Source organism: Mycobacterium toneyamaense (assembly GCF_055384815.1).
The window spans coordinates 181,783-194,071 of sequence record NZ_AP040333.1; the positions used below are offsets into that span (position 1 = coordinate 181,783).

At 67.9% G+C, this 12,289-nt stretch carries 8 protein-coding genes; 4 read left to right on the forward strand and 4 right to left on the reverse strand.

Annotated features, from left to right (window positions below; all coding sequences use genetic code 11):
- Window positions 1-37 precede the first annotated feature (37 nt).
- Complete coding sequence (locus tag ACZ5IQ_RS00860) at window positions 38-1,210, forward strand: AI-2E family transporter (protein ID WP_212807935.1); 1,173 nt, start codon at window positions 38-40, stop codon at window positions 1,208-1,210.
- On the opposite strand, the gene mmpL3 is transcribed toward ACZ5IQ_RS00860, so the two are convergent.
- The 3 genes from mmpL3 to trmB form a co-directional block, all read right to left on the reverse strand.
- A complete protein-coding gene (mmpL3, locus tag ACZ5IQ_RS00865) occupies window positions 1,170-4,148 on the reverse strand; it encodes a trehalose monomycolate exporter MmpL3 (RefSeq protein WP_212807936.1) in 2,979 nt (992 codons plus the stop codon). The genes ACZ5IQ_RS00860 and mmpL3 overlap by 41 nt on opposite strands.
- A gap of 97 nt (window positions 4,149-4,245) precedes the next feature.
- The gene (locus tag ACZ5IQ_RS00870) at window positions 4,246-4,926 is read right to left on the reverse strand and encodes an NYN domain-containing protein (RefSeq protein WP_244872895.1); all 681 of its coding nucleotides are present in this window, start codon (window positions 4,924-4,926) and stop codon (window positions 4,246-4,248) included.
- A gap of 14 nt (window positions 4,927-4,940) precedes the next feature.
- The gene (trmB, locus tag ACZ5IQ_RS00875) at window positions 4,941-5,744 is read right to left on the reverse strand and encodes a tRNA (guanosine(46)-N7)-methyltransferase TrmB (RefSeq protein ID WP_464480666.1); all 804 of its coding nucleotides are present in this window, start codon (window positions 5,742-5,744) and stop codon (window positions 4,941-4,943) included.
- 110 nt (window positions 5,745-5,854) lie between these two features.
- On the opposite strand from trmB, the gene ACZ5IQ_RS00880 reads away from it, so the two are divergent.
- The 3 genes from ACZ5IQ_RS00880 to ACZ5IQ_RS00890 all read left to right on the forward strand — a co-directional run bounded on the left by ACZ5IQ_RS00880 (window position 5,855) and on the right by ACZ5IQ_RS00890 (window position 10,489).
- Window positions 5,855-6,850: a hypothetical protein gene (locus tag ACZ5IQ_RS00880; RefSeq protein WP_464480667.1), complete on the forward strand. Its 996-nt coding sequence runs from the start codon at window positions 5,855-5,857 to the stop codon at window positions 6,848-6,850.
- A 216-nt stretch (window positions 6,851-7,066) separates the two neighbouring features.
- The gene (locus ACZ5IQ_RS00885) at window positions 7,067-8,896 is read left to right on the forward strand and encodes a phosphoenolpyruvate carboxykinase (GTP) (RefSeq protein WP_212807940.1); all 1,830 of its coding nucleotides are present in this window, start codon (window positions 7,067-7,069) and stop codon (window positions 8,894-8,896) included.
- A 309-nt stretch (window positions 8,897-9,205) separates the two neighbouring features.
- Window positions 9,206-10,489 carry a sodium:proton exchanger gene (locus ACZ5IQ_RS00890; RefSeq protein ID WP_464480668.1) on the forward strand — a complete coding sequence of 428 codons (1,284 nt, stop codon included), beginning with the start codon at window positions 9,206-9,208 and terminating at the stop codon, window positions 10,487-10,489.
- On the opposite strand, the gene ACZ5IQ_RS00895 is transcribed toward ACZ5IQ_RS00890, so the two are convergent.
- Entirely contained in the window at window positions 10,390-12,099 is a 1,710-nt protein-coding gene (locus ACZ5IQ_RS00895) for a GMC family oxidoreductase (protein ID WP_464480669.1), read from the reverse strand. The two genes, ACZ5IQ_RS00890 and ACZ5IQ_RS00895, sit on opposite strands and share 100 nt — an antisense overlap.
- Between the last annotated feature and the right edge of the window lie 190 nt (window positions 12,100-12,289).

Sequence of the window (12,289 nt, forward strand, 5' to 3'; positions counted from 1 at the left end):
CCCCGCGGTGTCATCGGGCGGCGCTACGCTGGCGCCCATGTCACAAGCCGACGAAGCGGTAGATCCGGTGGTACGCAAGGCCGCAGCCTGGTCGTGGCGGTTCTTGGCGATCTTCGGCGCGGTGCTCGCCGTGCTGTGGATCGTCATCAAGCTCGAGGTCATCGTGGTGCCCGTGCTGCTGGCCATGTTGGCCACGGCCTTCCTGCTGCCGGCCGTGGACCTGCTGACCCGGCGCGGTCTGCCGCGCGGCGCGGCCGTCGCGGTGATGCTGCTGAGTTCCATCGTGGTGATGGGCGGCATCCTGACGTTCGTCGTCTTCCAATTCATCGACGGCGCACCGGCTTTGGTGGAGCAGGTCACCAAGAGCATCGACGGCGCCCGCAAGTGGCTGACCGAGGGCCCGATCCTGCACCTGAGCGCCGACCAGATCAACAGCGTCGGCCAGACCGCCATCGATGCCCTCAAGAACAACCAGTCCAAGCTCACCAGCGGGGTCTTCTCCACCGCCGGCGCGCTGACCGAGATCGTCACCGGCCTGCTGCTGACCCTCTTCACCCTGATCTTCCTGCTGCACGGCGGGCGGGACATCTATGCGTTCGTCACCAAGATCATCCCGTCGTCCGTGCGGGACCGGGTGCGCGAGGCCGGCCGGGCCGGATTCGGCTCCCTGATCGGATACGTCCGCGCCACGTTCGTGGTGGCGATGGTCGACGCCGTCGGTATCGGCACCGGTTTGGCGATCATGGGGGTGCCGCTCGCGCTGCCGCTGGCGTCGCTGGTGTTCCTCGGCGCGTTCGTCCCGCTGGTCGGTGCGGTCGTGACCGGTTTCGTGGCCGTGGTGGTGGCACTGATCGCCAAGGGCTGGATCTACGCGCTGATCGCGCTCGGCCTGATCATCGCCGTGCAGCAGCTGGAGGCGCACGTGCTGCAGCCGATCGTCATGGGCCGTGCGGTGTCGGTCCACCCGCTCGCCGTCGTGCTGGCGATCGCCGGCGGCAGCGTCACCGCAGGCGTCATCGGCGCGTTGATCGCCGTGCCCATCGTCGCATTCCTCAACAGCGCCATCCGGGTGCTGACCGCTGACAATCCACGCGCCACCGAGGCCGAGGTACTCGCCGAGGCCGGTTCGGTCGCGGCCGCGGCGGTGTCGCCGGGGGACACGCCGCCAGCTACAGACGGCCCTCCCGGCGCAGCAGATCCGCAGCGCTGACCCCGCCGCCGGTGCCGCGACGCTGAGTTTCGGCGGTATCGATCTTCTCGGTGGCGTCAGGGGTGTCGGCCGGCTGGGCGCGGAACGCCGTGGTCGGCTCGTTGCCCTGGTCGCCGGGTGCGTCTGACGGCGTCTGAATCTGCGGCCCGGAGGCGCTGATGTTGCCGCGCAGCTGCCCGAGCCACGACTCGATCTCCCGGTTGCCCGGACCGCCCTGACCCTGGCCCGGCTCGGCGGGACGGCCCGCTCCCGGCGCGCGGAACGCCGTGGTGGCGGGCTCGGAGGCCGGACCGAAGGCGGTGGTCGCCGGGTCGCCGATCGCGGTGGTCGGCGGCGTCGGGTCCCCGTTCTGCGGGGTGACGGCGCGGGTCACGTTCGACACCACGTTGCGGAAGGCGCCCTTGGCGGCGCTGAACCGCGTGGTCGCGGGTTCAGCAGACGAGGGTGCGGGCGGGGCCTGCGGTGCCGGGGGCTGCGGCGGAGCGCTCGGCATCCGGTTGGTGGGTGCCTGGCTCGGCGGCTGCGGCTGCCCCGGGGTGATCCGGGTCGGGACGGCGCGCTGGCCGGGGGCCGGATGCGTGGGATCGTGCGGCGGGCGGACCGGGGCACCGGAACCGACCAGCGCACGGGGATCCTCGGGTTCGCGGACCGCGGGACGCTTGCGCTCGTCGGGCAGCTCGGTCTCGCCGAGACCCAGCTTCTGCTGAACGCGCTTCATCCACAGCGGCGCCCACCAGCAGTCGTCGCCCAGCAGCTTCATGACGGCCGGCACCAGGAACATGCGGATGACGGTGGCGTCGAGCAGCAGCGCCATCAGCAGACCGAATGCCAGGTACTTCATCATCACCAGGTCGGAGAACGCGAAGGCGCCGACGACGACGGCCAGCACCAGCGCGGCGCCGGTGATCAGGCGGCCCGTGGTGGCGGTACCGATCCGGATGGCCTCGGCGGTGGACATGCCGCGCTCGCGGGCCTCCACCATGCGGGACACCAGGAACACCTCGTAGTCGGTCGACAGACCCCAGATGACCGCGATGATCAGGCCGATCATCGGCGCCATCAGCGGCTGCGCGGTGTAGTTCATCAACCCGGAGCCGTGCCCGTTCTCGACGAACATCCAGGTCAGGATGCCCATGGTCGAGCCGAGGGTGAGGGCGCTCATCAGGGCGGCCTTGATGGGCAGCACCAGTGAGCCGAACGCCAGGAACATCAGGACGGTCGTGGTGATCACCAGGATCGCCACCATCAGCGGCAGTTTCTCGAACAGCGTGCTGATGCTGTCCTGTTCGAGCGCTGGGGTGCCGCCGACCATCACCTGGACGCCGTGCGGTTCCTGCAGGGCGCGCAGTTCGTTGATCTTCTCGCCGGCGTCACCGCTGTTGATGAGGCCGTTGGACAGCACCCGGACGGACGGGTCCTTGCTGCCGCCCTCCTGGTACGTCCGCTCGGCCCACATCTTCGACTTGTCGTTGCCGTCCGGCGTCACGAAGCCGCTGATGGTGCCGGCGTTGGCCCGCACCTGGGCGATCTGCTGATCGGTGACGGGCTGGCCGTTGTCGCTCTTGATGACGAGGGTCAGGGCGTTGGTGCGGAAGCCGGGGAAGAGCTGGTCGAACTCCTCCTGCGCGGTACGGACCGAGTTGTCCGGCGGCAGGTACTTCTCGCTCATACCGGCGAGGGCCAGCTGTCCCAGTGGGATGACCAGCAGGATCATGCCGATGGTGATCGGCACGGCGAATGCCAGTGGCCGTTTCATCACGACGTTGACCAACTTGCCCCAGAAGCCCTTCTCGACCTCTTCGCGGGTCTTGGTCTTCTGCGTCTTCTCGGCGAACCAGTCGATGATCTTGCGCGAGAACGGCCAGTTGGCCAGGAACGGCACCTTCAACAGGGTGCGCACACCGAGCGCGTCGACGTTGGAACCCAGGATGCCCAGCACTGCGGGCAGCACGGTGTTCGACAGGAACGCGGCCAGCAGCACCGACGCGATGATCGCGTAGGTGATGGACCGCAGGAAGCCCAGCGGGATCAGCAGCAGGGGCAGCGACGACGCGACGATGATCACCGCGGAGAACGCGACGGTCCGGCCCGAGGTCATGACGGATCTTCGGACGGCCGCTTCGACGTCGTAGCCCTCGGCCAGTTCTTCTCGGAACCGGCTCACGATGAACAGGCCGTAGTCGATCGCGATACCGAAGCCCATCATGGTCACGACCGGCTGGGCGAAGAAGTGCACGGGCCCGAACTCGGCGGTGAACCGCAGGATGCCGAGCGCGCCACCGATGGTCAGGCCACCGATGATGGCGGGCAGCGCGGCGGCGACCGCGCCACCGAACACGAAGAACAGGACGACCGCGACGAGCGGCACGATCGCGATCTCGGCGCGTTTCTGGTCGGTGCCGATGGTGCCGGTCAGCTCGCTCGCGAGCGGCTCCAGACCGGCCAGCTTGATGTTGCCGCCGTTGACCTTGTACAGGTCAGGGGCGACGGACTGGTAGTTCTTCAGGATCGCGTCGTCGTTGTCGCCCTTGAGCGGAACGGTGATGAAGGTGTGGCGCAGGTCCTGCGTCGTCATCTTCTTCAGCCCGTCGCTGGGCGCTTTCAGCCAGCCGACCCAGGCGACCACCTTGTCCTTGTGGTCGTTGACGAAGGTGTCCAGCTCGCCGCTGACCTTCTTCTGCCAGGCCGGGTCGGTGATCTTCTTGTCGTCGGGTGGCGTCAGGATGGCCACCACGAGGCTGGTCCGGTCGCGGCCGTAGACCTCGTCACCGAGCACCGAGGCGGCGACGGACTCGCTGCCTTCGTTGTAGAAGCCACTCTGCGTGACATGCTCGCCGAGACTGGACCCGTACACGGCGCCACCAAGGCACAGTGCGACCATGACACCGATCACTATGTATCGGAATCGGTACACCGTTCGACCCCACCAGGCGAACACGTCAGCTCCTCACGATTATCTGCATAAATTTGAGCTCAAAGGCACCCTCTAAGAGGTTGCCATTTTCAGCCACCGCACACGTCATCTGTAGTTTTTCCTAAACGCGCGAGCTCAGCAGCGCGGACAACGGCCGGAAGGGCTGCAGCCAGGCGCCCTGTTCAGGCAGCGAATCCAGGCCGATTCGCGGCAGCGGCTCCCGGAAGACACCAGGGATGTCTTCCAGGTCGACGAAGTCCAAGGTATCCGACGCTAACGCCCAACTGGCATGTTCGCGAAATCCGACCACGGTCGCGGGAGTGCCGTCGTGGGCGATGTCCTCGAGCGGTTGGCGGAACGCCTGGCCGTCGGCCGAGGCCACATAAATGCCGGCCAGACCCTCGCTGCGGCGCAGCGCGATGTGGGCCAGCATGTCGCTGTCGACGTCGCTGTCCTCGTCGGTCTTCGGCTTGGCGAACACCGCGAAACCGACGTTCCGCAGGGCCTCCACCCAGGGGCGCACGACGTCGGCGCTACCGGGTGCGATGTTGGTGAAGACGGTCGCCTCGGGCTCCAGGGACACCGGCGGCTGGTCCGGTCGCCGGCCGTTCGCGATCTCGTTGGTGCGGGCCAGTAGCCAGCGGCCCAGCGCGTCGAAGCGGGGCCGGTGGGCGGCGGTCGGCCGGCCGCCGAGGATCGACCCGAGGCCCATGTCGAGGTTCGGTGCGTCCCAGACCAGCAGCACCCGGTGCGGCCGGGGTCCCGGCGGCGGGGTGGGCGGGTAGGGCTTCACCTGTGGAATGGCCTCGGTGATCGTCACTCGGGCTTCTCCCAGATGAGTTCGGTGATGGGGCTGCCCATCCGCATGCCGCGCGCCTCATATTTGGTCGTGGGGCGCCGCACCGAGATCGGCAGGTCGGCATCGGCCGACGTGCGCTTCAGCGTCGGCTCGGCGTCGCCGACGTCGGCGATCTGCACGGCGTAGTCGGCGTGGTCGGTGGCCGCGTGCAGGATGCCGCCGGGCTTGAGGCGGCTGGAGATCAGCGCCACCGTCTCGGCCTGCAGGAGCCGGCGCTTGTGGTGGCGGGCCTTGGGCCAGGGATCCGGGAAGAACACGCGCACGGCGGTCAGGGTGCCCGGCGCGATCATGTGTTCCAGCACATCGACGCCGTCGCCGCGGACGAATCTCACATTCGTCAGGCCGGCCCGGTCGACGCCGCCGAGCAGCTGCGCCAGGCCTTTGCGGTAGACCTCGACCGCGATGACGTCGAGGTGTGGTTCCTCCTGCGCCATGGCCAGGGTCGAGATACCCGTGCCGCTGCCGATCTCCAGCACCACCGGCGCGGTGCGGCCGAACCAGGCGGCGGTGTCGATGAGGCTCGCCGCGGTGCCATCTTCGGAGCGGGCGACTTTGCCCAGCTCAGGCCAGCGCCGGTCCCAGGTGCTCTGCTGTCCGGTGGACAGGGTCGACCGGCGGGACCGGAAGCTGGTCACGCGGCGATGCTGGTGGGTGGGTGCGGCGGTGGTTTCGGTGGCCGGCTCGTTTTCGGCCGCCGAGGCGCCGGCCGACGAGGCAGCGTCGTCCTCGCGCTGGGCATACATTCGTCCATCGTCTCTCATCCGGCTGTGAGAGCCCGCATCGTGGTGCAGATTGATACCCAACAGTTGCCTGGAAAACGGCGTCGGCCGGACCCGCGCCGAGGTGCGACGATGGCATCCGGGGGTAGGTGGTGTCAGGGGATCTTTGGCAGCGGTTCACCGCGGAGCTGCAGCGGTTGACGGACGACGTGCCGGGCCTGGCGCATGTCGTCGCGGGCCCCGAACCGGACGACGCCGCCGGCCGGTACCGGTCGATATGTGCAGTGCTGAGTGAAATCGCCTGGGCGGCAAGCGAATTGGGTGACGATCGGGTGCGCCGGTGGTTGGCCTCCGATGCGATGGCGGCCCTGCGTACGGCCGCGGCGACGGCTGCGCTGGCAGCCGAAGGCCTGGTCGTCGACGCCGCCATGGACCCCGACGCCCAGCTGCGGCGGGCGCTGCACTGGCGCCGTCACGGCCGTCGCACCACCGCCGACCTGCATCAACGCTGCGCCGCGGACCTCACGCGCGGGGCATTGCGGCTGCTCGCACGTGCGGGAGTGCGACGCGTGACGTCCCGACTGGAACTTCAGCGCATCCGGCTGGAGCTGCTTCGCGAGTCCCGCCGGCAGTACGGCGACCTGCACGCCGAACTGCTCGCTCGGGTGCCGTCCCGGCGGGTCGCGACCGGGAGTTTCGAAGCCGGCGTCCGCGAGCGGCTGGTGGAGCTGGCTGCGCGGATTCGCGACGAGACCGCGTTCGCGCTCGGCGCTCCGAAGGCCGACGGCAGGTGGCCGGCACCCGGCATCCCGGGGCCGGTGCTGGCCCAGCGTCCGGACGAGGTGTGGTTGGGCCTCGTGCTGGGCGCGGGTTTCGGTCTGGGTGCGGCATTGGGGCTGGCCAGGGTGGCGACCGGGCTGGCGGGCGTGCCCGACGGCATCGGCGGCGGCGTGGGGCTGGTGCTCGGTGTCGCCCTGACGGCGGCGGTCATCGCGGGCCGCGCCCGGCTGCATCGGCGGGCGGTGCTGGACCGGTGGGTCGGGACGGCCGTCGCGGCGGCACGGCAGGCGAGTGAAGAGGAACTGGCGTACCGGTTACTGGAGGCGCAGGCGGTGATGGCGTCCGCACATCACAAAACGAAAAATTGACCGCTTTACGAATTGTGCCCACCGAAGCGCTCGCGCTACTGACGGGTAACCGGCAGTTGGCGCCCTCAAACGCGTTACCTGCGGGTTCGGGACCCGTGATTGGGCTTTCTGAATCGTTCTTGTGAGAGATCGGACAGCAGCCCGATTGTCCACTTGTATGTCACTCACGTTAACCTCTAAAGAGGTATAGCTGCGATTTGCGAGCAGGAGAATTTGATGACCTCAGCGACCATTCCCGGTCTCGACGCCGCACCGACCAATCACGCCGGGCTACTCGCCTGGGTTCGTGAAGTTGCGGAGCTGACTCAGCCCGACCGGGTGATGTTCGCCGACGGCTCGGCCGAGGAGTACGACCGTCTCGCCGCTCAGCTCGTCGAGGCCGGCACCTTCCAGAAGCTGAACCCGGAGAAGCAGCCGAATTCCTATCTCGCACTGTCGGATCCGTCGGACGTTGCTCGCGTCGAGTCGCGGACCTTCATCTGCTCGCAGCGCGAAGAGGACGCCGGGCCCACCAACAACTGGATGGATCCCGCCGAGATGCGCGGCATCATGACCGACCTCTACCGCGGCTGCATGCGCGGCCGCACCATGTGGGTCGTGCCCTTCTGCATGGGCCCGCTGGACGCCGAGGATCCCAAGCTCGGCGTCGAGATCACCGACTCGGAGTACGTCGTCGTCTCGATGCGCACCATGACGCGCATGGGTGCCAAGGCGCTGGCCAAGCTCGGCGACGACGGCTTCTTCGTCAAGGCGCTGCACTCGCTCGGTGCACCGCTGGAGCCCGGCCAGAAGGACGTGCCGTGGCCGTGCAATGACACCAAGTACATCACCCACTTCCCCGAGACCCGCGAGATCTGGAGCTACGGCTCGGGCTACGGCGGCAACGCGCTGCTGGGAAAGAAGTGCTACTCGCTGCGTATCGCCTCGGCCATGGCCCACGACGAGGGCTGGCTCGCCGAGCACATGCTGATCCTCAAGCTCATCTCGCCGGAGAACAAGGCGTACTACATTGCCGCGGCGTTCCCGTCGGCCTGCGGCAAGACCAACCTCGCGATGCTGCAGCCCACCATTCCGGGCTGGCGCGCCGAGACCGTCGGCGACGACATCGCCTGGATGCGTTTCGGCAAGGACGGCCGCCTGTACGCCGTCAACCCCGAGTTCGGCTTCTTCGGCGTCGCGCCGGGCACCAACTGGTCGTCGAACCCGAACGCCATGAAGACCATCGCCGCCGGCAACACCGTCTTCACCAACGTCGCCAAGACCGACGACGGTGACGTCTGGTGGGAAGGCCTCGAGGGCGAGCCGGAGCACCTCATCGACTGGAAGGGCCAGGACTGGATCCTGCGGGAGACGGAGACCAAGGCGGCCCACCCGAACTCGCGCTACTGCACCCCGATCTCGCAGTGCCCGTCGGTCGCGCCCGAGTGGGACGACCCGCAGGGTGTGCCGATCTCGGCGATCCTGTTCGGCGGCCGCCGCAAGACGACGGTGCCGCTGATCACGCAGGCCCGCGACTGGCAGCACGGCGTGTTCATCGGCGCCACCCTGGGTTCCGAGCAGACCGCCGCCGCCGAGGGCAAGGTCGGCACCGTGCGCCGCGACCCGATGGCCATGCTGCCGTTCCTCGGCTACCACGTCGGTGACTACTTCCAGCACTGGATCAACATCGGCAAGAACGCCGACGAGTCCAAGATGCCGAAGATCTTCTTCGTCAACTGGTTCCGCCGCGGCGACGACGGCCGCTTCCTGTGGCCGGGCTTCGGTGAGAACAGCCGCGTGCTGAAGTGGGCCATCGAGCGCATCGAGCACCAGGCCGAGGGCAAGAGCACCCCGATCGGCATCGTGCCGACCGCCGCTGACCTGGACCTGGAGGGCCTGGACGTGTCGGCCGCCGACGTCGACGAGGCGCTGGCCGTGCGTGTCGACGAGTGGCAGAACGAGCTGCCGCTGATCGAAGAGTGGTTCGAGTTCGTCGGCGAGAAGCTGCCGACCGGCATCAAGGACGAATTCGACGCCCTCAAGCACCGCTTGGCTGAAGAGGCCTGACGCTCTCTCGTACAAACACACGACCCCCGGTCTCCCAGGAGATCGGGGGTCGTGGGTTTTGGGTGACCCACCGCGAATGTGCGTCCAGATCGCCGATCGGGTGGCGGAGACGCGCTACGTGCACACTCGCGGCGTGGGGAGACCGACGGCTCCCCGCCGCAAATGATCTTGATTAGCCAAATAATCAATTTAGGGTAACCGAACTCCAAAGATTCAGGACGCTGACCAGCAAATTCAGCACCGCAAGCCGAAGCAATTCGTAGCAACACTAAGTTGCTGGAACGGTTTTAGGCGGCTAGCGTCAGCGGCGTGACCAGCACCCGATCCGCCGGCCCGACCACGCGTCGGCCGCTTGCGCGATCCCTGCTGCTGGCCACTGCGTTCGTTCTCCCGGCCGTCGCGCTGCGTCTCGCGGGCGTCCACCCGAACCCCGTCGTCTCGCTGTTGGCATTCGGCGCGGCTGTCGTCGCCGCCAGCTTCGTGCTGGCCTGGGCGGCCGAAGCAGCGCAGGTCGACGTGTCCGGTGGCCTCGCCATCGCCGTCCTGGCGCTGATCGCGGTGCTGCCCGAATACGCCGTTGACCTCTACTACGCCTACGTCGCCGGCCACAACGCCGAGTACGTGCAGTACGCCGCCGCCAACATGACCGGCTCCAACCGGTTGCTCATGGGTATCGGCTGGCCGGTCGTGGTGATCGTCGGTCTGTACGTCGCGCAGCGGATGTCGGCCGACAAGAGCAGCAAACCGATGCTGGCGCTGGAACCCGGCAACCGTGTCGAGCTGGGCTTCCTGCTCATCGCGGGATTCGTCGCGTTCATCATCCCGGCGACCGGCCGCATCCACCTGGTGCTCGGCGTGGCACTGCTGGCCTGGTTCGGCTTTTACCTCTACAAACTGACGCGCGGCGAGCCGGAGGAGCCCGCGCTCGTCGGTACTGCCGCGGCCATCGGCGCGCTGCCGGACCGTGCCCGTCGCATCACCGTCGTGACGTTGTTCGCGGTATCGGGTGCGGTCATCCTGATGTGTGCGGAGCCGTTCGCGAACAGCCTGGTCGACGCGGGCACCGAGCTGGGTGTCGACCGCTTCCTGCTGGTGCAGTGGCTCGCGCCGTTGGCCTCGGAGGCGCCGGAGTTCATCATCGCGACCATCTTCGCCGCGCGCGGCAAGAGCACCGCGGCCATCGCGACCCTCATCTCATCCAAGGTCAATCAGTGGACGCTGCTGATGGGCTCGCTGCCCATCGCCTACCTCGCCGGCGGTGGCGGCACCGAGCTGGTTCTCGACGGTCGGCAGGTCGAGGAGGTGCTGCTGACGGCCACCCAGACCATGATGGGCGTCGCGCTGATCCTGTCGCTGCGGTTCCACCGGGCGACGGCGTGGCTGCTGCTGGCGCTGTTCGTGGTGCAGTTCCCGATCACCTCGACCACCGGCCGCCTGGTGCTGTGCGGCGTCTACGGCGCGCTGACGGTGGTGGGCCTGATCATCAACCGTCGTCACATCGTCGCGACGCTGCGGGCGCCGTTCAGCGCCGGCGACAACGACGTCGACGGGGTGCGGTTCGACGGCCGGGAGTTGTCGATCGTCGGTCGCTGACCGCGGTGACGAGCGGCGCGAACCGGCGAGTCCAGGATGAGGTCCGCGGCGCGCGCGGCCATCGCCATGGCAGGCGCATTTGTGTTGCCGGACAACATGATCGGCATGATCGACAGGTCGGCAACCCGTAGGCCGTCGATGCCGCGGACCCGCAACTGGTCATCGACGATGTCGTCGTCGTTCGGTCCCATGCCGCAGGTGCCGATCGCGTGGAAACCCGTCAGCCCCTGCGTCATCGCGGCGTGCAGGAGTTCGTCATCGGATTGGGTCTCGGGGCCGGGCGTCAGCTCCGCGGCGATGAGGTCGGCAATGGGCGACTGCTGGAACACCTCGCGCATGGCGCGCAGGACCCCGATGGCGGCGGTCCGGTCGTGGGCGGTGGCCAGATAGTTGGGGTCGATCATCAAGGGGTCGTCCGGGTCGGGCGAGCTGATCCAGACGCTGCCCTCGGACGTCGGGCGCAGAATCTCACCCATACAGGACACGCCGGGCAGACGCTCGACGGTGCCGCCGGCGCCGGCCAGTGTCAGCGCGGTCACGAGCATCTGACCGTCGACGCGGGGCTGGTCGGGGGCGGTCTTGAAGAACGCGAGCACGTCGCCGGTCGGTGCGGCCAGTGGTCCCCGGCCGGTGGCGGCGTATCTGACGGTGGACCGGACCTTGCCGCACGTGGTCGACAGGTGCCGGTTGTGCCCGATGTTCCGATTGAGTCGGTAGGTGTTCACCAGGGTCCGGTGGTCGCGCATGCGCCGCCCGACGTTCGAGCGTTCCAGGTAGCGCGGCACGCCGGCGGTCGCGAGTACGTCGCTGGGCCCGATTCCGGAGAGCTGCAACAGTTTTGGTGATCCGAGCGCGCCCAGCGTGAGGATCACTTCGCGATTCGCCCGCACCACCGTCGTGAGTCCGTCCATCCGGAGCCTCACCCCCGTGGCGCGGCCCCGGGTGAACTCCAGTCGCTCTGCCGTGGCGCCGGTGAGCACCTGCAGGTTGGGGCGGGCGCGCACCGGGTCCAGGAATGCGGTGGCGGCGCTGACCCGTCTGCCGTTGTAAATGGTTGCGGGCGAAAGCCCGATGCGCGGCTCGTCTGTTTCGTTCAGGTCGCAGAGGGGCCGCAGGCCCAGGCGGGTACCGGCGGCGATCGTCGTCAGCGCGAGCGGGTCGGGGTCGCGGACGACGCTGATCGCCAGTTCGCCGCCGAACCCGCGCGTGGACGACTGACCGATGGTGTTGTGTTCGAAGCTTCGGTACGCGGCGAGGATGTGGTCCCAGCCCCAGCCGGGATTGCCCAGCTGTTCGAGCTCGTCGAAGTCGGCTTTCTGGCCGCGGTTGTAGACCATGCCGTTGACCGAGCTGGACCCGCCGAGGACCTTGCCGCGTGGCCACAGTTCGGTGGTGCCGTGCGGTCCGAGGGGAATGGTCTGGTGCTGCCAGATGTACCGCGGGTCGCCGAACAAGCGGCTGCCGAGTTTGGGGACGCGAAGGTAGGGGCTACGCGCACGGCCGCCGGCCTCGATGAGGAGTACCCGGTTGCGGGGATCGGCGGACAGGCGATTGGCCAGCACGCACCCCGCCGTCCCGGCGCCCACGACGAGGTAATCGAATGTGGCCATCGCGACCTCCGGTCGGCGTCATCAAAACTTTGCCAAAACTGCAGTCGCAAGATCACGACATCGACAGATAGTCGCATAGATCTGCAAAATATGTCGATTCGATCTACTTCTGGCGATTAGCTTAGAGTTTGCCAAAATTGCAGGAATAGCAGAATATCGTCCGTCTGCCGAGCGTTGCCGACCGCCGTCA

Excerpts from the sequence above, each read along its gene's own strand:
- ACZ5IQ_RS00860 (WP_212807935.1), top strand. The coding sequence starts at position 38 with ATGTCACAAGCCGACGAAGCGGTAGATCCGGTGGTACGCAAGGCCGCA.
- trmB (WP_464480666.1), bottom strand. The coding sequence starts at position 5,744 with ATGAGAGACGATGGACGAATGTATGCCCAGCGCGAGGACGACGCTGCC.
- ACZ5IQ_RS00885 (WP_212807940.1), top strand. The coding sequence starts at position 7,067 with ATGACCTCAGCGACCATTCCCGGTCTCGACGCCGCACCGACCAATCAC.
- ACZ5IQ_RS00895 (WP_464480669.1), bottom strand. The coding sequence starts at position 12,099 with ATGGCCACATTCGATTACCTCGTCGTGGGCGCCGGGACGGCGGGGTGC.